Annotated in this window: 14 protein-coding genes; 5 read left to right on the forward strand and 9 right to left on the reverse strand. The window is 56.3% G+C overall.

From position 1 onward, the window contains the following. The first annotated feature begins 16 nt into the window (after nt 1-16). Genes ACR0DH_RS09250 through ACR0DH_RS09260 form a run of 3 tightly spaced genes read left to right on the forward strand, consistent with a single transcriptional unit; the run spans nt 17 to nt 3124 of the window. A complete protein-coding gene (locus tag ACR0DH_RS09250; protein ID WP_170536120.1) occupies nt 17-1099 on the forward strand; it encodes an ABC transporter permease in 1083 nt (360 codons plus the stop codon). Further along, complete coding sequence (locus tag ACR0DH_RS09255; RefSeq protein ID WP_480548726.1) at nt 1099-2019, forward strand: ABC transporter permease; 921 nt, start codon at nt 1099-1101, stop codon at nt 2017-2019. The genes ACR0DH_RS09250 and ACR0DH_RS09255 overlap by 1 nt, the downstream gene beginning before the upstream one ends. A 31-nt stretch (nt 2020-2050) precedes the next feature. After that, a complete protein-coding gene (locus ACR0DH_RS09260) occupies nt 2051-3124 on the forward strand; it encodes a BMP family ABC transporter substrate-binding protein (protein ID WP_480548724.1) in 1074 nt (357 codons plus the stop codon). Between the two features lie 85 nt (nt 3125-3209). On the opposite strand, the gene ACR0DH_RS09265 is transcribed toward ACR0DH_RS09260, so the two are convergent. From ACR0DH_RS09265 to ACR0DH_RS09295, 7 genes are all read right to left on the reverse strand, one after another. Continuing rightward, nucleotides 3210-7037 (reverse strand): amino acid adenylation domain-containing protein, encoded by a 3828-nt coding sequence (locus tag ACR0DH_RS09265; protein ID WP_480548723.1) that lies wholly within the window; start codon nt 7035-7037, stop codon nt 3210-3212. A 1-nt stretch (nt 7038) separates the two neighbouring features. Then, nucleotides 7039-11151 (reverse strand): amino acid adenylation domain-containing protein, encoded by a 4113-nt coding sequence (locus ACR0DH_RS09270; RefSeq protein WP_480548721.1) that lies wholly within the window; start codon nt 11149-11151, stop codon nt 7039-7041. A 10-nt stretch (nt 11152-11161) separates the two neighbouring features. Beyond that, on the reverse strand, nt 11162-11425 hold the full coding sequence (locus ACR0DH_RS09275; RefSeq protein WP_480499999.1) for an acyl carrier protein: 264 nt from the start codon (nt 11423-11425) through the stop codon (nt 11162-11164). Beyond that, entirely contained in the window at nt 11406-12911 is a 1506-nt protein-coding gene (locus tag ACR0DH_RS09280) for an amino acid adenylation domain-containing protein (protein WP_480548718.1), read from the reverse strand. Before ACR0DH_RS09280 ends, ACR0DH_RS09275 begins: the two co-directional genes overlap by 20 nt. A 12-nt stretch (nt 12912-12923) precedes the next feature. Continuing rightward, nucleotides 12924-14150 carry a HupE/UreJ family protein gene (locus ACR0DH_RS09285; protein WP_480548716.1) on the reverse strand — a complete coding sequence of 409 codons (1227 nt, stop codon included), beginning with the start codon at nt 14148-14150 and terminating at the stop codon, nt 12924-12926. Continuing rightward, nucleotides 14147-15298 (reverse strand): acyl-CoA dehydrogenase family protein, encoded by a 1152-nt coding sequence (locus ACR0DH_RS09290; RefSeq protein ID WP_480548714.1) that lies wholly within the window; start codon nt 15296-15298, stop codon nt 14147-14149. The genes ACR0DH_RS09285 and ACR0DH_RS09290 overlap by 4 nt, the downstream gene beginning before the upstream one ends. A gap of 139 nt (nt 15299-15437) precedes the next feature. Then, nucleotides 15438-16757 (reverse strand): glycosyltransferase, encoded by a 1320-nt coding sequence (locus ACR0DH_RS09295; RefSeq protein WP_480548712.1) that lies wholly within the window; start codon nt 16755-16757, stop codon nt 15438-15440. A 156-nt stretch (nt 16758-16913) separates the two neighbouring features. Here ACR0DH_RS09295 and ACR0DH_RS09300 point away from each other — a divergent pair, with 156 nt between their 5' ends. Next, nucleotides 16914-17912 (forward strand): LacI family DNA-binding transcriptional regulator, encoded by a 999-nt coding sequence (locus ACR0DH_RS09300; RefSeq protein ID WP_480548710.1) that lies wholly within the window; start codon nt 16914-16916, stop codon nt 17910-17912. Here the strand turns inward: ACR0DH_RS09300 and ACR0DH_RS09305 are convergent, their stop codons facing one another. Beyond that, nucleotides 17913-19046, reverse strand: a complete 1134-nt coding sequence (locus ACR0DH_RS09305) for a Gfo/Idh/MocA family protein (RefSeq protein WP_480548708.1) — start codon at nt 19044-19046, stop codon at nt 17913-17915. 37 nt (nt 19047-19083) lie between these two features. After that, nucleotides 19084-20187: a Gfo/Idh/MocA family protein gene (locus ACR0DH_RS09310; protein WP_480548706.1), complete on the reverse strand. Its 1104-nt coding sequence runs from the start codon at nt 20185-20187 to the stop codon at nt 19084-19086. A 111-nt stretch (nt 20188-20298) separates the two neighbouring features. Between ACR0DH_RS09310 and iolC the strand changes: the two genes are divergently transcribed. Beyond that, nucleotides 20299-21279 (forward strand): 5-dehydro-2-deoxygluconokinase, encoded by a 981-nt coding sequence (gene iolC / locus ACR0DH_RS09315; RefSeq protein WP_480548704.1) that lies wholly within the window; start codon nt 20299-20301, stop codon nt 21277-21279. The last annotated feature ends 7 nt before the right edge of the window (nt 21280-21286 follow it).

The following is a 21286-nucleotide window of genomic DNA, read 5'->3' on the forward strand; positions in this document are numbered from 1 at the left end:
GCAGGGGGATGGGCGGATGATTGTGTTGGAGAAACGGCCTCAGCCGTCCAAAGCGTGGTCATATGCGACCCCACTGGTGGCTGTCTTGGCGACGATGGTGTTTGGCGGTGTCCTGTTCGCCATTCTGGGAAAGAACCCGGTCGAAGCGATCGGCACGATCTTCTGGGAACCGCTGTTTGGTGAGTTTGCGTTCTATTACCGTCCACAACTCTTGGTAAAAGGCGCGCCTTTGGTGCTGATCGCGATCGGCCTGTCGCTGGGGTTCCGGGCTGGGATCTGGAATATCGGGGCCGAGGGCCAGTACATCATGGGCGCCATTTTCGGGGCGGGTGCTGGATTGGCTTTCTACCCGATGGAAGCGTTCTACATCTTTCCGATCATGGTACTTGCCGGGGCGTTTGGTGGCTGGCTCTGGGCGATGATCCCAGCCTTTCTGAAGGTACGCTTCGGGACAAATGAAATCCTTGTGTCTCTGATGCTGGTCTATGTGGCCGAGCAGATGCTGGCCTCGGTCTCGCTTGGCCTGCTGAAAAACCCCGAAGGGTTCGGCTTTCCCGGTTCGCGTAACCTGCAATCCTATGACAGCGCGCATAATGCCGAATTGATCGCAGGGTCGGGGATGCATTGGGGTGTTGTCGCGGCCTTCGTTGCGGTGATCTTCTCTTATGTGCTGCTGAACCGGCATATGCTGGGGTTTCACATTCGACTTACCGGCGAAGCACCACGCGCTGCGAAATTCGCAGGGGTAAACCCGGCCCGTCTGATCCTGTTCTGCCTTGGCATGTCTGGTGCATTGGCCGGGCTGGCGGGAATGTTCGAAGTGTCTGGACCCTCTGGGCAGGTCAGCATCGACTTCAACGTCGGCTATGGCTTCACGGCGATCATCGTGGCCTTTCTGGGCCGATTGCACCCGGTGGGTATTCTGCTGGCCGGTGGCCTGATGGCGTTGACCTATATCGGCGGTGAAATCGCACAGTCCCAGCTGGGGCTACCAGCCGCCGCCATTCAGGTGTTTCAGGGGATGCTGCTGTTCTTCCTTCTGGCCTTCGATCTTTTGACAAACTACCGCATCCGTGCGGCTCGTAGCGAGGTGGCATAATGGACCTTGGTGAAATCAATCCCGTCCTTCTGATCGCCTCGCTGATGGTGGCCGCAACCCCCCTACTGCTGGCCGCAATCGGAGAGCTGGTTGTCGAGAAAGCAGGCGTTCTGAACCTCGGTGTCGAGGGCATGATGATCGTTGGTGCAATCAGCGGATTTGCGATATCTGTCGAGACCGGCTCTCCGTGGTTGGGCTTTGTCGCCGCAGCGATTGGTGGTGCGGTGCTATCACTGTTGTTTGTTTTGCTGACGCAAGTGGCGCTGGCCAACCAGGTGGCCAGCGGACTGGCGCTAACCTTGTTTGGCCTCGGCTTCAGCGCGTTGATGGGCCAAAGCTATGTGGGCATCAAGCCGCCTAGCATGGGGGATATCCATATCCCGATACTCAGCGATATCCCTGTCATTGGCCCAATCCTGTTCCAGCATGACCCGATCCTCTATGTGGGCATAGCGCTTACGGCGGCGGTCTGGGCCACGCTGAAATACACCCGTGTGGGTCTGATCCTGCGCGCGGTTGGTGAAAACCACGATGCAGCCCATGCCTTGGGCTACAAGGTTATAAAGATCCGCATTCTGGCGATCCTGTTCGGGGGTGCCTGTGCGGGTCTCGGTGGCGCCTATATCAGTCTGATCCGAGTACCACAGTGGACCGAAGGTATGACCGCCGGTGTGGGCTGGATCGCACTGGCGCTGGTGGTCTTTGCCAGTTGGAAGCCATGGCGCGCACTGCTGGGTGCCTATTTGTTTGGCGGCATCACTGTCTTGCAGCTTAATTTGCAGGCAGCGGGCGTTGCCATTCCTGTCGAGTATCTGGCAATGTCGCCCTATATCATCACGATCCTTGTGCTTGTGATCCTTTCGGCCGACAAGAGCAGCGCACCTGCCTCACTGGGCCGAATATTCCATGCCTCACACTAGGGGCCAACTGAACCAACTTGGGGAGTAACACATGAAATTCACTACACTTCTAGCAAGCGCCGCCATGGCGCTGGGTCTGGCCTCGGGGGTCATGGCCGAAGACAAGACAAAGGTCGGCTTTGTCTATGTTGGTCCCGTGGGCGACGGTGGCTGGACCTATGAGCACAACAAGGGTCGGCTGGCGGTTGAAGAACACTTTGGCGACAAGGTCGAAACCGTGTTTGTTGAATCCGTACCCGAAGGCCCGGATTCCGAACGCGTCATGACCCAGATGGCACTGGAAGGGGCCGATCTGATTTTCACCACCTCGTTCGGCTACATGGACCCCACGATCAACGTGGCCAAGAAGTTCCCGAATGTGAAGTTCGAACATGCAACGGGCTACAAGACCGCCGACAACGTCTCGGTCTATTCGGCACGTTTCTATGAAGGTCGCGCCGTTCAGGGTCACATCGCGGGCAACATGACCAAGTCGAACATCATCGGCTATATCGGCTCCTACCCGATCCCCGAAGTGATCCGGGGCATCAACTCAGCTTACATCCACGCCAAGAAGGTGAACCCGGATGTCGAGTTCAAGATCGTCTGGGCCTACACTTGGTTCGATCCCGCTAAAGAAGCTGACGCCGCCACGGTTCTGATCGAACAGGGTGCGGACGTGATCCTGCAGCACACTGACTCGACCGCACCACAAGCCGCTGCGCAAGAGGCGGGCAATGTTGTGACCTTTGGTCAGGCCTCGGACATGAGCGAATACGCCCCGTTCCCGCGGGTCTCGTCAATCATCGATGACTGGGCGCCCTACTACATCGCGCGTACCCAAGCTGTCATGGACGGCACATGGGAAAGCGCCAACACTTGGGACGGTATCAGGGAAGGCATGGTTGCAATCGGCGAAATCTCTGACGCGGTTCCCGCCGATGTCAAAGAAGAAGCGCTGGCGCTAAAAGCAGCCATGGCTGCAGGCGAGTATCATCCCTTCACTGGTCCGATCAAAAAGCAGGATGGCAGCGACTGGCTGGCTGATGGTGAAGTGGCCGACGACGGCACTCTGGCGGGCATGAACTTCTATGTCGAAGGTCTGGAAGGCGAGATTCCGCAATAAGCCACTGGCGTAGAACCAAAATGAAAGCCCGCGCTTGGCCGCGGGCTTTTTTCATGTCCACGGCGCACCTGTGCTTAAAAACACTTCAGCCTTGATTGCCAGTCTCTAAGTCAGAACAGTCTTTGAGAGCCGCCGCAATCGGCGCAAAGGCATCCGGCCGCCCCATCAGCTCGATATGTTTCATATCCAGATTGTGCAGCGTTTTGTGTCGCAGATGCGTATCCAGTACATCCCCTGTCTCAAGCGAGGGGTTGCCACGGGACAAAAACACATGCGCTGGTCGGTCGAAGCGCGGGACGCGAAACGCGCTGATCGCCAGTTCATGTGCAATCTCCACCCCGCGAATGCGCAAGGCTTCAGCGTCCGGGTTTTGCGACAACGTTTTCTTGATCTCGGGCAGTGTCTTTCGGGCTCTAAAACGACGTTTCCAGCCTTTGATGATGTATCTCAATCGCTTGTATGTGCGATAGTAAATCGGCTGCAAGCCCGGTTCCGCCCCCACCATCTTGAACGGCGGATCCAGAAGAACCATCCCTTTGATTTTATCCTCGCCAATTTGCCTGGCCATCTCCATGACCATCGGCGCTCCGGCCGAGTATCCGCATAGAACAAAGGGGCCATCGATTTCTGACTGCTCAAGTTGCGAGATCGCAGCAGACGCAAGTTCCGGATAGGATTTGTCGAGTGGAATTGGTGTGCCCTGCGTACGATGGCTGGGAATATGAACCACCGAATGATCCGAACCGAGGTAGCGAGCCATATACCTGCAAAACTGAATCGAACAATGTGCAATGAGTACCGTGGTTTTGCCCGGGCCGGGATTAGAAATTTGAAACTTGCTTTCAGGTTCGGGAAACGAAGCTTCTGACTGGCGATCTGAGACGCGTTGGGCAAGCTCTGCAACAGTCGGACAGCTGAACAAATCAGTGGGTTCAAAGTGAACACCCCTTTCCTGACCCATCGCATAGGCTTTGATGGTCGACAGGCTGTCCCCGCCCAGATCAAAGAAATTCGCATCGCGCGACTGGCACGGCGTATCTAGAACCTCTGCAAAAAGCTCAGCGACTTGTGCCTCAAGCCCCGCGCTAGGAGCTTCGCCCCGTTGGGATCCGAAGTTCCGCATAAGGTCTGATGCCAATGTCTTTTGGTCCAGCTTCCCGTTAGGCAATTCTGGAAAGGCCGCAACACCGACAACCAAGCTCGGATGGAATGGCTTCGGCAGGCTCGCCACTAGGTGGCTTTGCACCCGCGCACAGAGCATATCGCCGGACGGGCACTCAAGTGCCAGAGCGATCTGCTTTGATCCACCTGTGTCGAGTACAAGCGCTGCAGCCCTCACGTCACCCGCAATACTCTGCGCTACCGCCTCGATCTCGGATAATTCAACGCGATGACCGCGAATTTTGACCTGTCTGTCCCTTCGACCCAGAAACGAGATACAACCGGTTTCATCGGCAACCCCAAGATCCCCGGTTCGATAAGCGCGTAAACGGTGTGGGCCCAGTTCGAAGAAATGAGCCTGGGATTGTTCCGGGTCGCGGAAATACCCCTCTGCCACCGTCGGACCAGCAACCACAACTTCCCCAACCACGCCTGGGGCTGCGGGGTGTCCATCGCGGTCGAGGATACCGACCCAAGCCCCGGGAATTTCCCTGCCAATCGGCACGTCCTGCCCGGCGCCGATCTCGGTCGCGTCGAAAGAGGTGCACCAGACCGTACCCTCGGTCGGGCCGTACTCATTGATCAACCGACAACCGGGCAAAAGCGCCCTCAGCTCCTGTGGCAAGGATGTGTTCAGCGACTCACCGGCGGCAATCAAAACCCTGAGGCTGCGCAAATCGCGTTTCGGAACAGAGGCCAGCAAAACACGCGCAAGTCCGGGCAAGCACAGCGTATGTGTCACCCCATGTCGGGCCATTAGAGCTCCGAGCTTGGCGGGCTCCTGTTCAAGGTTCTTGGTGGCGATGACGAGGTGACCGCCTGTGCAGAGCGTCCAATAAAGACCGGCGACCGAACTATCAAATGCCAGTGAGGACAGCAGGAGGTAGGCCCCTGGTTTATCTCGATAAACAGTGTCGCGCGCGGAAGTCGATACTGCCAAGGCCCCCTGCGAGATCACTACCCCTTTGGGTCTGTTTTCTGAGCCGGATGTAAACATGACATATGCAGTGTCTCCTGTGGTGACGTCATCCGGATCAACGGCCTCTGTCAGCGTGTCTATAAACACTGGTCGCGCCTGTGTATTCGGCAGGGTTGATAAGCAGGCTTCTGTTGTCACAATCAGTTTCGGCTGAATTGTGTCCAGTACATGCGCGATGCGGTCAGCAGGGTAGTCCAGATCAAATGGCACATATGCCGCGCCCGACATCATCACACCTAGAAACGCCGACACCGCATCTGACCCGCGAGGCAACGCAACAGGGACGACATCACCACTCCGGGCACCGGCTTGTCGCAGGGCATATGCAATCTGACGCGCGCGCAATGACACCTCAGAATAAGTCAGGGTTTTTGCGTCATCAGTAAGTGCGATGGATTGAGGTGTCGTTCGCACGCAATGCAGAAAGCGCGTCACGACATGCTCTGCCATCGGCCCCGCAATACGAGGCACAATATCGCTCTGAGGTTTCAACAAGTCTCGGACAAGGCAATCGGGGTCTTTTGTGATCTCTGACAGTATCCGCTCGTAGTCAGAAACAACCCCTCGAACAGCTGCATCGGATATGCGACCCGGATCGAAGTAGATCTCTATCCCAAGATCGGACTTTGGTGTGACCAGAAAAGACAACGGATAATTGCTGTATTGCGTGTTGGTCAGGTCGGATATCCGGATCTCATCAAAATCGTAGCTTGTCTCAGATACACCTTCATTGACGAACAAAGTGTCAAACAGGGCGGTTCCGCTTGGAAAAGGGGCGCAGTTCTGAACCTCGGCCAGCGCGGCAAATTCGTGCTTGCGGCGTTCGATCTCGGCCTGTCCGTGCTTTCGCAGGAAGGCACCGACAGAAATTGATGGGTCAATCCTGCACCGAACCGGCAAAGTGTTTACAAAAGCTCCGATGGCGCTGGCGATGTTGGGAATCTCCGGTGGCCGCCCAGCGTTTGTTGTGCCGTAGACTATGTCGTCCTGCTGTAGCAACCGCCGTAGCGAGAGCGCCCATGCCCCGGACAGAACGGTATTTGGTGTGATTTTCAACTGTACGGCAACGCGTTCGATCTGTCGCATCAGGTCTTGGCCGAGTGACGCAGATAACGATGTCTGTGTTTGCGCAGACTCCATATCGGCATCGGGCAGCAAGCTGGGCTCTTCCAGACCGTCGAATTGATCCGTCCAAAACTCCGTTTCCGTCAGCTGGCCCTGCGTGCGCAGCCAAGCTAAATGGCTTTTGAAACTCGGAATATCCTTCGGCACGTCTTTCCCGCTGTACCGATCAAAGAGGTCCCGCAAGGCAACGCCAGTGGACCAGCCATCGCTGATCAGGTGGTGAACCGTCCAGACCAGCCGCCACTGCGTGTCAGAGAGTTTGATCAGCGTGGCGGCCATCAATGGTGGTGTTTTCAGATCGAATTGGCGGGTTTGTTCCAACTTGATCAGGTCTTTCAGGCTCTGCTCAACATCTGTTCGGGCAGTCCAATCCAACTCATTCCACGGCAGAGATACATTTTCGCGCAGTACTTGAACTGGTTGTTTGACGCCTTGCCATAGAAACCCGGCACGAAATGCATCGCGTGTATTCAGCACAGCGTCCATTGCCGCCATCAGACGCTTAGTATCCAACGGGCCGTTCAACACGCAGCTGATAACCGCAACATATTGCCCGCGCACTTCATTCTCGCCCTCAGAATGAAACAGCATGCCCCGCTGTGCAGAGGTCAAAGGAAGTATATCAGCGACGCCCTCCGGATACCCCATCTCAACCTAAGGCCTTTGCGATGCTTGAGAGGTCGTCTTCATCCAGCTCGATCAAAGCGTCGTCGGCATCTCCGACGGATTTTTCTTCGGGCAGGGTTTCCGCATATTGGGCCAGCGATCTGAGCGTTCTGTATTCGAACAAAGCCGTGGCGGGCAAAGGGACCCGGCATTCATTGGCTTTGATCGCGATTTCGATCGCCGCCAAACTATCGAGACCCAGATCAAAGAAATCTGCTGTCACACTGATCCGCGAAGTTTTCAAAACCTCTGCCACGATCCCAGACAGGCGCTGTTCCATGTCTGTCTCGGGGGCAACTAACTGAACAGGCTGGCCCGTCCGACCGCGCCGCCCGGAGGGTAACCATGCCACATTAACCTTGCCATTGTTGGTCAGAGGCATCTCATCAAGCACCACCACATGTTCTGGCAACACATTGCGTGAAAAATGCGCCTGCAGGGTTTGCCAGACCTCCTGTTCACCTACGCCCTGACCTGCGACATAGACAGTTAGTTTTGTCGGCGGCTCAATCGGCTCGTCAAATCCGATCTCGTTCAGGATTGATTGAACCCGATCTGTGTCAATCTGATCATCCAGTTCGTCCAAAGCCTGCGCACGAGTTTTGTGGCCCATACGCACATCCCAAGCATAGGGGAGCGCGTAGTTATGATACCCGTTACGGGTTTTATGCACGTGAATGCCAGCATCGTTGATCAGGCAATTGGTTGACCGTCCTGTATCCGAGGGCCGTTGCCAGGCGGTATGGTGTTCGAGGAACGCGTAAATCTCGGAAACGGGTACATCGATATAGCGATAGATATCCAAGACGGCGACCTGATCCAGAAACTGCCCGTCCTTCAAGTCGTCCGTTTCAAGCAGGCGTGACAGCGCGTCATCCTCGGCGTGGTAGGCCTTGCGTGCTTTGGTGACCATATCATCCAGCTGCGCGCAGGTAGGGGCGGCGTTTCGGAACAGATCAGGGGTCAGGCGGGTTTCAAAAAACTGTCCCCGGGACAAGCCGGTCACAATCAATGGTGCGCCTTCAGCAAGTGCGGTTCGGAAGGCCAACGTGTAAAGCGCTTTGAAGCATCCCTGACACACGTTTGAATGCATCTTCAGGCTGTCGACGAAGATCTGGTTCATCTTATCAGTGCTGAGGTAACGATGCGACCAGCCCAGATCATCGACAACCCTTTGGATGTTATCCTTGGACTGATCCGAGATATAGCCATTGTCCAGGGTCACCGCCAAAACGCGCGAAGTATACCCTGCTAAGCGATATGCGGCATATGTACTGTCCTTGCCGCCACTTAGCATCATCACGGCGTCGTATGGGCCGGTGCTGGATCGGGTGGCTTTTGCGATCTCGGCCCTAAGCTCGGGCTCATCCCGAAAGTAGACGGCGGCACGGTCTTTGTAGCGATCAAACTCAGCGCAAATCCCGCAAAGATCGCGCTCTGAAAACACGATCCCCGGAACAGCGCTGGTTACACCGCAGTCTCTGCATCTTTGTTCGGTGCCATCAGACTTTCGCACAGATCCGGCGGCCACATGTACCGCGCTTACACTTGGCAATTGGCGTAAGACATGATCAATCTCGGCCACTTCGAAACGAACGCCGCCGATCTTAACCTGCTGGTCAAGGCGACCGAGATATTCGCAACGCCCGTCTCGCGTAATCCGGCCCAGATCGCCGCTGCGATAAACCCGGCCCTGCAGCCCGGCAGGGTCGTCGCAGAATTTTGCGGCCGTTTCCGCAGGCGATGCCAGATATCCTTCTGCCAATCGGCCGCCAATCACAATTTCCCCAGTCACACCCAATGGACAGATGTTCATTCCTTTGTCGCGGATGCTGATCGACATACCGCTGGCGGGCTGGCCGATCTGAACCGAAGTCGCCGTATCAGCGCACGCCTCAAACTTGTGATGCATGGCTCCAACGACAGCCTCGGTCGGCCCGTATTCGTTGATCAGCGCAAGACTTGGTGAAAGCACCTGTTTAGCCGTCCGACACAACTGCGATGTCAGGTTCTCGCCCCCTAGGACAAGCGTCCGAATACGCTGGACTGCCCGCCCCTGTTTGCACACCAGCGCCAGATGAGACGGGGTGAGTTTCACAAGATCGACCGCATCTTCTGCGAATACATCCAGAACCGCCAAATCTGGATCGGTTCGTTCTGGATAGATGCGGATGGAACCCCCGCTTATCAGGGGTACAAACAGTGAGGTCAGCGTCAGATCAAAAGAAACAGACGAGAAAAACGCATAATGTGCTGGTTCGGGGCCACTGAACGTATCTGCCGCCCATTGCGTATAGCGTGATAGGCTTTCGTGGCTTACCTCGACACCCTTTGGGGTTCCGGTCGAACCTGATGTAAACAGAATATAGGCCAAATCGGTGCTGTCCGGCGCGTGAACGATCGGATCAGACTCTTTGGGAATGTTCGCGACATCTAAGCTCTGACACGCAAAGCTACGCGTGTCACCTGACGCCAGGACCACAGCACGCGCACCCGAACGGCTGATGATCTCATCGGCACGCACGAAGGGTGTATTGGCCGCGATGGGCACAAAGCTGCACCCCGCCTTTAGAATTCCTAGCAAGGCAAAAACAAACTCAAACGACCGCGGCATATGGATCGCGATGCTTGATCCAGGGGTGATGCCTTGACGGGCGATATATGCGGCAATCTGATCGCTGCGCCGATCAAGTTCCCCGTAGGTCACGCGCGCCTCGGCCTGAGACAGCGCGACCGAGCCAGAAGAGCTTGCGACCTGCGCGGCAAAGGCCTGCAACACTGTTTGTGGTTGCAGGCATTCGGCCGGGCCCATCAGGATCGCTCTGTCGTTATCATCGGTAGCGAGATCAAGCGCCGCGATCTTAGTTTCAGGCGTCTTCAAAGCTGCATCCAATATCGCAAGGAAATGCGATTGCAGCGCGTCTGGTGAAACAGCGTCCAGTACCTCTGATTGTACATCCAGTTGTAGATCGGGCCTGCCGCTGGCCGAAAAATCCATGACATGCAGGCGCATGACGTGGGCCGCGTCATGAGCGCCGCTGTGGAGCCACTGAACATCTGCAGGATGGCCTGCAAACTCTCCGAATTCGGCCTGAATGTAGTTCAGGACCGCACTGATGGCGGATGTGTTCCCGGCTGCGGCTGCCCCCGGCTTTGCGCGCCTCAGAAACACGCCCAGCTCAGATTTAACCTTCGTATGCAGATCCAGAAATGTGTCATCTGCACCGAGCTCGATCTCAAAAGGAAGCACCTCGACAAAGGGACCCAGTGTCGCCTTGTCGACATCTGACAACCTGTTGTGGGACGGCAGGCCAATTGTGATCCGATCGTCGCCTGTCACCCGATGGAGATAGGCAATGTAAGCAGTCAGGTAGCAGGCCAAGCGGGATAAATCTGGCGTAAACAACCGGAACGCAGGGCGCGTGATGGCGTTTTCCATTTGCTCGGTAAGTGACGGTTCTGCGGCGATGCTCAGCCGTTTGGAAAAGGACGAGCGCTTCGGCACGCTGCCATAAGGTGGCGTTGCCGACTGCGCAGGTGAAGTGGGCTCGGTACCGGCTGTCTGCGCCTTCATCGGAGCGCTATCAAAGAAGCTGGGCGAAGGGTCGACCTTTGTCACCTCACCGCTTTCAAGCGCTGCGTATCTGCGCGACATCTGGGCGAACAACAACGCACCGGATTGGGCGTCACATACGATGTGATGTTGGCACACAGCCCAAACCCAATGATGGTCCGAAAGCTTGATCAGTTGGCTACGTAAAGTGCTGTGCGACAGATCAAACGGAGACCGGGTTAACTCGTCTAACTGCTGATCCAGTAGACCCTTGGCGTCGGGCTGCGTGCTAAGGTCGAAACAATCAAGCAACTGCATGTTCGGCTCAGCCGCAAACTGAACGGGACTATCATGCGGGCCTTGGAATTCCGTTCTCAGGACCGCGTTTTCCTGCACGGTCTCGGCAAAGGCTTGTTGAAACAAATCAGCGCTCAGATCAAAGCGCAGATCAAAGCGCCACGCCATATTATAAAGTGGCACATCCGGCTGTAGCTGGTGACCTTTCCAAAATCGCTGCTGACTATCTGACAACGGGTAGGACATGGTCATCCCCTCAGCACCGCGCCGATTGCCGGGCATCGGCATAGCGCAGGATGGCGTCGATTGAGCTGAGGTTCTCAAGCGTCACATCTTCGAACGGAATGTCGATGCCATAGGTTTCTTCGATAAAGCCCACCAACGACATTACGCCCAGCGAGTCGATCATCCCGCTGAGTAGTAGCTCATCCGTATCAGTGATGACGCGCCCTCCCAACAGCGTCTGCTGCACGTAGTTGCGCAGCGCATCGGTTTGGCGTTCAGGCTGCACGGTCTTCATCGGCTTTCCCCACAAGCTTCGCCCGGTCGATCTTACCTGTCGACGTGCGAGGCATACTCTCTAACCATTCAATGTGTTGTGGCACCGCGTAGGGCGGTAACACAGCTTCTAGTTGACGTTTCACCTGCCCAAGATCGCACTTGGATGCGCCCGTGACAAAAGCCCGGAGTGCCTGATCCCTGGCAATCACAACCGCTTCTGTCACAAAAGGCGTGTTCACCAACGCAAGCTCGACCTCGTCCAGTTCAATCCGGTAGCCACGCAGTTTGATCTGCCGGTCCTTGCGCCCGATCAGCATCAAGGCTCCGGATTCGGTTCTATGCACGATGTCACCTGTGCGATAAAACCACCGCATCCGCCCTGAGGAATCAGGCAAGGTACAAAAGGCCGCCGCGGTTTGATCCGGAGCATTCCAGTACTGAGACATAACCTGATCGCCGGCGATCAGAAGCTCTCCGGTAGGTGCTTCTGCGGCATCAGACCCGATCCGCGCGGCTACACCCACATCCGGAAGACCAATAGGCAGAGGGCTGGTTCCATCCAGATCGTCATGCTTCAGAACTGACGTGGTACAATGGTTGGTTTCTGTAGGCCCATAAGCATTCAGAAACACCGCATTTGGCGCATGGTTGGAAAATGCCTTCAGCGCAGCAGGGGGCATTTTCTCACCCGCAAACATGACAATGCGTAAAGCGCTCAGATCACGTTCGGCCAGTGCCCCACGTTCGACCATTTGGATCAATGCGTAAGGAACTGAATACCAGACGGTGATACCCTCGCTCTGCGTCAGCTCCGACAGGCTGGCGGGCAGCTTTGCATGCATTTCTGGAATGATGACCACGCAAGCCCCAGCCAAGGCAGTGCTGAACATGTCAAAAATCGACATGTCGAAATGCGCGGGCGTGTGGTGGCTGACGCGATCAGAGGAACGCAGCGCGCACAGGTTTGCCGCCATCTGAGCGTAGGCCAAACCGCTTTTGTGGGTATGCACAATACCCTTGGGTGAGCCCGTCGTGCCGGATGTCATCAGAATATATGCAGGGTCATCAGCGGAGCGTTTTGCGCACCGACCACGCAATTTGTCGGGCGATGTTTTGCCCGTCATTGGTTGCCCAAGGTCCAGAAGCGGAACATTGTACGCGCTATCCGCAAACGCCCCTAACCGCGTTGCGTCGGCGATAATCAGCACCGGAGATACCTTAGCAATCTGCGCCGCCAGACGCTCGACCGGGGCGGCGGGATCAATTGGCACATATATCGCCCCAATACGCAGGACTGCATAAATCGCAGCAATCGCCATCGGGCTTTTGGCTACGCAGATAATGACGCGGTCGCCCTTTGCGACAGACCGTTCCAGCAGTGCGGTGGCGATCTGATCAACCTGCTCGTTCAACGCGGCATAGGTTATGCCTTGGCCAAGCATACATAGGGCCTGGGCATCTGGCGATGCTTGCGCGTTGTGCGTTATCGGGTCGTCCAGAAACACAGCCTCGACTCCCTAGTTCACAAGCATCACGACCGATTGGCTAAACTTTGGAAACCAATCAACCGTACGCTCAAAAAACCAAAGCACCGCCATTGCCACAAGCGCCACTGACCCAAATTGCAGTGCTACGGTACGATAGGCTGGCAAACGACGCAGGGCGAAGAAGATCGGAAACAGCACAAGCACAATTGCAAGCTGTCCAATCTCAATCCCAACATTGAAGGTCGCCAGTCCAAGCATTTTGCGCTCTGGATCCAACCCCAAAGGCTCCAGAACAATTGCAAAGCCTAGGCCGTGGAAAAGACCAAAGATGACGACTGCGATCCAGACCTGCGCATGATAGCGAGGTACCAGGTTACCGATGGCGACAGCAACGATAGACAAAGCTATGACCGCTTCAACAAAAGGAACCGGCAATGTGATCACTTCGAACGTCGCCAAACACAAAGCAATAGCGTTAGCGATGGTAAAGAGAGTCACGATCTTGACCATGTACCAAAGGCTTTGGCGGATGCTTTCAGATGGGACCCAGCGCTGGTTGTCGATCCGCATAACTGCGCCCAACAGCAGGGTCACAAGAAACAGGATGTGGTCAAAACCCAACCAGATGTGCCAGACCCCGCGCTCAAAAAAGGCGCGTGCAATGTCTTTGGATGGCTCATCATTCAGATACAGGTCTTTCGTGCCATCACCCGGTGCAAAGACGAGCGAGATATAGGCCTCATTCTCGTCCATCCCGTTGCGCGCGTTGCTGGCAATCAATGCATATCCGCGATGTTCTGGATCGATATCCGAGAACACCCCGTCATAGTACATCTGGATGGTCGTCGGCGTTGTTTCGACCCCTGGAATGTCAAAATGCAACTGAGCAAACGTGTCGACCGAGGTGTCAAAAAACGTGATCTGTTCAAACTCCACCTGATACGGCGCGTCCTCAAAGGACAACTGCAGGTGCTTCTCGAAATAGTCGAAGAACGCGTCCTTACCGGCAAGAACTTCAGCCTGATCCAGGCTTTCTGAAACCTTTTCTTGACCTCGCTGTATGCGCGTAAGGTCGGTCAGCGTGACTTCGATCCGCCCGCCCAAACTGTCTTTGGTGACATCAAAATAGACGTAACTTTCGTTCACGCGATGCGCGTTGGCCGTTGTCGCAAAGAATAGCAGACCGAGCCAAAGAACGGCGTTAAGCGTTACGGCCGAGCGCCCAGAAATTAGATTTGCACCAGACCAGAGATTCATTGGGGTCGCTCCCTCAATGCGCGCGCCTGTTGAAGCTCCATCTTGGAAATGATCTCACGTTGGATGTCCGATGTTCCGGAGTAGATCACGCCGCCGATTGCATCGGCGACATCTGACCCGGCGGTCGATCCCGCCAAATACCCCTGCCCTCCCATCAAGCGCATGGCATCCATGCCCGAACTTAAAATCGCCTCTGAGATATGAAGGTTGGCCATCGCAGCAAATTGAGTCAAAGGCTGCCCGGTGTCGTATAACTGTGCCGCGCGCCTTAGCATCAACTGGCATGTTTCCAACCGGGTCCGCATATCTGCCAGACGATTGGAGACCGACTGGAACGCGGCAATAGGTTTACCGAATTGAATGCGCGTCGCTGCATGCTCAGCGCAGTCTCGCAATTGACGCCGCATAGCACCAACTTGCGCGGACAGAATAAAGCAACGCTCCAAATCCAATGTCGACTGGATAATTGAAGCACCCGCACCTTCGGGACCCAGCCTACGGGTTTCGGGCACCCAACACCCATTGAATTCCAATTGACCAAACGGCGCTGAATTCAACCCCAGTTTCATTTGCCCTGGATGGCGGGTAAAACCTTCGTCGTTAGCATGAACCAAAAAAGCAGATAGTCCCCAGCGCCCTTTATCCGGCGCGGTTCTGGCGAATACGATCGCCAGATCGCAAACCGGGCCCATGCCGACATACGCTTTGGCCCCGTTGATCAGATACCCTCCATCCGCATACTCGGCCCGGGTCTTCAGCGACAGCGCATCAGAGCCGGCTTCGTGCTCGGTCAACGCAAAGGCGGCCAACAGCTCTCCGGCAAGCAAGCGCGGCAGATAGGTTGTCTTCTGGTCAGGCGATGCGAATTGATGCAGCGGATTTTGCACAGTCAGGACTTGCGAGATGATCGCCATCGCGAAACCGTTATCAGAACAGTTCTCTCCAAATGACAACATCGCTTCGACGAAGGTTTCGGCAGAGCCGCTGTAATCTTGCTGATCCGACATGAGATAAGCAAAAGCACCATGCTGACCGACCAAAGACCATACATTCCGGAAGTTTTGTGAGGTCACATCCGGAAGACTGCTCGCCAGGCCAGCCAGATCGCTGGGCCGAGCGTGATCCATGAGTTTGGGCGTTTCGTCCACTGGTTCTTTTTCTTCGTTGTCTTGCAGATTCTACGGGCGCGCCTGCCGTATGGATCAAACAAACTGATTGCCCGCCTGAAACGGCGGACGTTTTGGATGAACGCATCACTCTCGTTTCAGCCACAACCTGTTGAATTTTCTAGTCGCGCGACATCAATCCTCGCAGATAGCCTGCCAGATGACCCTCGCTATGCTCACCCCGGCATCGTGCTTGCATTTGGATACAGTTTTGCTTGACCTTCGCAGAGTTCAGCAAGCTCCGGATGTCATCTTCGATCTTTTCGACTGGATCATTCCGATCCCCAGCGCGGCCGATTTCATGAAACACGACGCGTGCTGCGCTACCGTGTTGGTCATTTACATGCGGATACAGCAACATCGGCGTGCCTGCATCCACAGCTTCGACCAAGCCGCCCGTTCCACCATGCATGATCGCCAGATCGGCGTGTTTCAAAACATGTTGCTGCGGAGCCCAGGCCACGACATCGATATTTGCGGGTAACTGTGTCTCAGCCATGTTGTCCCAGTTCGGCCCCGCCGCAAAAAGAAACCTCCAGTCGGGATGATTGGCGGCGACTGCCCACAGGTTTGGCAGCAGACCACTGTCTAACTTCATGATCGTTCCGAACCCCACGAAGATTCGTTTTTCCCAAGCGCTGGCCTCGCAGAACTGTGCGATCTTATCGTGGTCATGCGGGTGTTCAGGGCGATCCTGCAATATCGTTGGGCCCAAATAGGTCAGATCGGCCCGCGAAGGTGTCGGCAAGTCCAACGCACCCGGCAACAGCAACAGGGTTGGCAACCGATAGGTCCAAGGCATCTGCCAACAGACCAGGCGCAACACCCGAGACAGTGGAACATCATGACGCCTGGCAAGTTCAATCAGGGTCGAGGCATAATCCACCCCGCGCTCGGACAGTCTTTTGCGCACTATCTTTGACAGTTTCCAAAGCAGGAACCGACACCACAGCAGCGCGATGCCCGGTCTGCTGCCCCGCAGCCCGCGACCAGGAAACGCGGGTTTGTTCAGCGGGGGGGCCTGTGCGCCCGGTGGAGACAGGAACATGTTACTGTACTGCACAACCGGAATGTTCAAAGACATTGCAACGATGATCTGCGCATGCATCTCGCAATCGATAAACACGATATCCGGCTGTGTGTTTAGCAACGCTTCTGCAAACTCGTCGACCCCGAACGCCTTGATCGCGGCATCCATCCAACCTTCGCGCTGCAAACTGCGTCTGTCCTCTTTCGAAATCAGCGCGTCGAATGCATTTACACGCGGGTTTGGGATGACGTGATAGGCAAAACCACAGTGTTCAATCAGATCGTGCGCCGAGGCCGGAGCAAAGATCGATACCTCATAACCCAAAGCCTTGATGCGTTTGGCAAATTCCAACGCACTGTTGAGAGGGCTTGAAATGCCACTCGATACGATTGCCACGCGTTTTGCGGTCATGATCCAAACCTGAAGCAGCGAAGAAATTCGTCAAGCCCAACGCAAGCGATCTCAGATCCTGCACCCCCATTGCAATCGGTTGCAAAACCGTCGCTTAGCTGCATAATAGCCTGCAATGACAATCCCAACGCCTGCACGGCACAGACGGTATCAATTTTGAGCGTTACACTGAAAGACGTCGCCGCACTGGCAGGCGTATCCCGGTCCGCAGTTTCGCGAACCTTTACCGAAGGCGCCTCGGTCTCGGCCAAAACCCGCAGCAAGGTCGAAAAAGCCGCGCAAGAGCTGGGGTACAGTCCAAACGCGCTAGCCTCATCGCTGACAACCGGGCGGACCAAGCTGATTGGGTTGATTTCCAACAACTTTCACAATCCTATTTTCCTTGAGGTGTTCGACCAGTTCACCCGCGCCCTGCAGGAACGCGGGCTGCGCCCGCTGATCGTGAACCTGACTGATGAGACTGAGCCCGCCAATTCCGTCCGCATGCTGCGTCAGTATTCAGTCGATGCGGTCATCGTGGCCTCTTCGACCCTGCCCCCTAGTTTTGCCAAAGCTTTCCATGATGCCGGTGTGCCGGTGGTGCACACGTTTGGGCGTTCAGCAACATCGCCCGAGGTGCATGTGGTTGGCATCGACAATGTCGAATGTGGTCGCATGGCGGCGCGCGAGCTTGTCGCGCGCGGATACAAGCATGTCGGATATCTAGGTGGGCCAAAGAGCGCGACCTCGGCTTTGGATCGATACCGCGGGTTCATTGAGGAAGCCGAGCAGCATCCAGAGCTGCAGATTTCGTATTCTTTCGCCGAGAATTATTCGTTTGAGGCTGGACGGGCCGAGATGTTGCGCTTGCTGATTGGTTCTCCGGCCGACGGGTATTTCTGCGGTGACGATATCCTGTCTGTCGGTGCGTTGTCGGCCCTTTCAGATCATGGGCTGAAACCGGGTGAGGATATCGGCATCATCGGGCTGAATGATATGGAGATGGCACGCTGGGAAAGCATTGATCTGACGACCATTCACCAGCCGATCAAGCAGATCATCACCTCGTCGGTTGATCTGGTCGAAGAGATGCTGAAAGAGCCCCAGAGATACCCTGAGGCCCGGATATTTCCCTGTCGGGTGATTGAGCGGGGCACGTTGCGGCCCCGTCCCTGATTAGCGGAACATTGGCGGGCGGGCGTCTTTCCAGGCGCCATCCTCTTTGCCAGACGCGACCGCTGCATGGACAGCCGCAATGGAACGCACCCCATCGGCGGCGTCTGGCAGACCATCAGGTGCCTCACCCCGGATCGCATCAGCCAGATCGCAGTAGATATTGGCCACGGCCAGCGGGAACCCTTCGGGATGAGCGATGGCGACCCGCGACAGACGCTGCGCCTCGTCATGCAACCCGCCTTCACCCTTTTCGATGATCTGAGTGCGCCCGCCAACCGGCGTATAGATCAACTGGTTCGGCTGTTCGGACGCCCAGCGCAAACCGCCGGTTTCGCCAAACACCTGAATGTCGAAGCCGTGCTGCCGCCCAATCGCCACCGATGAGGTCCAAAGTCGCCCAACCGTGCCGCCTTCCATCCGAAAGTTGACCATTGCGTCATCTTCCAACTCCCGGCTGGCAATGGTCGAAGCCATATCGGCCGACAGGGATTTCACCTCATCATCACAGATGAAGCTGGCCATATGCAGTGCATGAATGCCGCAATCCGCGAACTGGCCCGAGACACCGGCCATGGCCGGATCATAGCGCCATCGGACGCGCGGATTATCGGCGTCTGTCGCATCGCCATGATGTCCATGGCTGAAATTGGTCACGACCAGACGAACCTTGCCGATCTCTCCTGCCCGCACCATCGCGCGGGCCTGACGCACCATCGGATAGGCCGAATAGCAATAGTTCACTGCACATATCTTGCCCGAGGCCTCGGCCACGCGCACGATCTCTTCGCCCTCTTCCACCGTCATGGTCATCGGCTTTTCGCACAGCACGTTGAATCCGGCTTCCAGATAGGCTTTGGCAATCTCGAAATGGGTGGAGTTCGGCGTGGCTATCGTGACCAGATCAATCCGATCTGCGCGGTCTTTCTCACCCGCCAACATCTCGTGCCAGTTGCCATAGGCCCGGTCGGCGGTGATGCCCAGCCGCTGGGCGTATTCTCTACCCACATCCGGGCGATGATCCAGGGCACCTGCGGCGAATTCGAACATCCCATCCGCCTGCGCGCCCAACCGATGGGCGGGTCCGATCTGGCTGCCCTCGCCACCGCCAATCATACCCCATTTCAGCTTTGCCATGGTCTTAAGTCTCTCTTCAGAATTTGTCGTTGAACGATCAGAAATCGCTGATATTTTTCCACTGCCGCTGGTCCGAGGAGGCCAGCGCCGCCGCCAGCACGCGATTGACCTCATGCCCGTCGCGGAAGGTGGGCCAGATCGCTTCGCTGGTGTGAATGGCGTGCAGGAAGTCCTTCGCCTCGATGATAATCTGGTCCTGATAACCGGTGCCATGTCCGGGGCCCTGACAGAAGGGCTCATAATCCGGGTGGGCGGGGCCGGTCAGGATTTTGGTGAATCCCCGCTGCGCCTCGGGGCCTTCGCGCCGATACAGCCACAAGGCATTCTGATCTTCCTGATCAAAGCGGATCGCCCCTTTTGTGCCAGATATTTCATAGGCATAGCCCATCTTGCGGCCCGTTGCGACACGGCTGAAATAGAGGTTGCCCATCACACCGTTTTCGAACCGGCACATCATCTGAGCGTGATCGTCATTTGTGACCTCACCACCCGGACGCGTGCGGTGAACGGTTTCGACATCGGCCATCACCTGCGTGATCGGGCCGATCAACGCCAGCGCGCCGTTCACCATATGCGGGGCCAGATCTCCAATCGTCCCGTTTGCCATACCTGTTGTCCGCCACGTGGCCGGGGCCTGCGGGTCGGCATAGAAATCCTCGGTGTGCTCTCCGCGAAACCAGGTGACGTCACCGATTTCGCCGCTTGCGATCAATTGGCGCGCGAACTGGCTGGCGGGTGTGCGGATATAGTTGAAGCCGACCATATTGACGACGCCTGCTGCCTCGGCGGCACTGACCATCGCCTGACTATCCTGTAGCGATGCACCCAAAGGTTTTTCACACAAAACCGGTTTACCCAAAGCAAAGGCCGCTTCGGCAATCTGACGATGAGTTTCCTGAGGCGACGCGATGACAATGGCCTCTACCTTTGGGTCATCAACCAAAACCCGCCAATCGTCGGTTGCGCGCTGAAAGCCGTATGCGGCGCGATAGCGCTCTGCGCTTTGGGGGGTTGAGGCACAAATCAATTCGAGCCCTGGTCTGAGCGCTGTGTTGAACACCGCACCCACGGCGGACATGGCAACGGAATGCGCCTTGCCCATATAGCCGCCACCAACAATTCCAATTCCGATTTCAGGCATCTTTTGCGGCTCCGAACATTATATTTGCAACCGGTTGCAAAATCAGTATCGTGTGAATCGATTCAACGCAAGGTCCAAACTTTGCCACCACCCTGTCGGAGGACAAATGACGTGAGCCCCCTGATCGACGGCATCAAAGGAAACCGATTTGCCATACTGGGCCGCGCGGGCATGGACCTGACTGCAGCCCCGATCGGCGCCAAAAGTGAAGAGGCCGATACGTTCTACGCTGATCTGGGTGGATCATCCGCCAATATCGGTGCCGGGCTGGTCAAACTGGGCAGTCAGGCGGCGCTGATCACATCAATCTCGGATGATGCGATCGGACGGTTCTGCATGAATCGCCTGCACCACTACGGCGTAGACACGTCTTGCATTCGCACCATCGGCGGTGAGCATCGCATGTCACTTGCGATCTATGAAAGCCGAACGGACGATTTCCAAAACGTCATCTACAGAAACAATGCGGTCGACTTTCAGGTCACCGAAGAAGACATGGATCGCGTTGATTTCAGCAGATTCACCGCTCTGGTGTCCGCCGGTACCGTTTTCGCCGCCGAACCCTCGCGCAGTGCGACGTTCCGCGGGTTTGAAAACGCGCGAAAGGCCGGTCTGCCCATCATCTTCGACATCGACTATCGCCCGTATAGCTGGCCCTCGCCCGAGGTTGCCGCAGAAGTTCTTTCGCGCGCAGGTGAAGCAAGCGATCTGATCGTAGGCAATGATGAAGAGTTCGGCTTTATGGCGGGCGGCATCGAAAAGGGTTTTGCCAAAGCACAAGAACTCGCGGAAAAACCGGGCCGGGTCGTCATCTACAAGATGGGTGAAAAAGGCGCCGTAACGCTGGCAGATGGGCAGGAAACCCAAACCGGTATCTACCCGGTGAAAGCCATCAAGCCGGTCGGGGCTGGTGACAGCTTCATGGCCGGGCTCTTGGCCTCAATCGCGGCAGCGTATCCGTTGAAAGACGCAGTGATGCGCGGTTCGGCCTGCGCTTCAATCGTGGTCTCAAAACCCGGCTGCGCGCCGGCAATGCCTACGACTGCTGAACTCGACGCATTTCTGGCCGATCATCCCGGCCCGACCACATAGGAATATC

The sequence above is a fragment of the Ruegeria sp. I1 genome (assembly GCF_056532675.1).

Coding starts and splice junctions, on each gene's coding strand:
- ACR0DH_RS09250 (WP_170536120.1), top strand. CDS start 17: ATGATTGTGTTGGAGAAACGGCCTCAGCCGTCCAAAGCGTGGTCATAT.
- ACR0DH_RS09255 (WP_480548726.1), top strand. CDS start 1,099: ATGGACCTTGGTGAAATCAATCCCGTCCTTCTGATCGCCTCGCTGATG.
- ACR0DH_RS09260 (WP_480548724.1), top strand. CDS start 2,051: ATGAAATTCACTACACTTCTAGCAAGCGCCGCCATGGCGCTGGGTCTG.
- ACR0DH_RS09265 (WP_480548723.1), bottom strand. CDS start 7,037: ATGGGGTATCCGGAGGGCGTCGCTGATATACTTCCTTTGACCTCTGCA.
- ACR0DH_RS09270 (WP_480548721.1), bottom strand. CDS start 11,151: ATGTCCTACCCGTTGTCAGATAGTCAGCAGCGATTTTGGAAAGGTCAC.
- ACR0DH_RS09275 (WP_480499999.1), bottom strand. CDS start 11,425: ATGAAGACCGTGCAGCCTGAACGCCAAACCGATGCGCTGCGCAACTAC.
- ACR0DH_RS09285 (WP_480548716.1), bottom strand. CDS start 14,150: ATGAATCTCTGGTCTGGTGCAAATCTAATTTCTGGGCGCTCGGCCGTA.
- ACR0DH_RS09295 (WP_480548712.1), bottom strand. CDS start 16,757: ATGACCGCAAAACGCGTGGCAATCGTATCGAGTGGCATTTCAAGCCCT.
- ACR0DH_RS09305 (WP_480548708.1), bottom strand. CDS start 19,046: ATGGCAAAGCTGAAATGGGGTATGATTGGCGGTGGCGAGGGCAGCCAG.
- ACR0DH_RS09310 (WP_480548706.1), bottom strand. CDS start 20,187: ATGCCTGAAATCGGAATTGGAATTGTTGGTGGCGGCTATATGGGCAAG.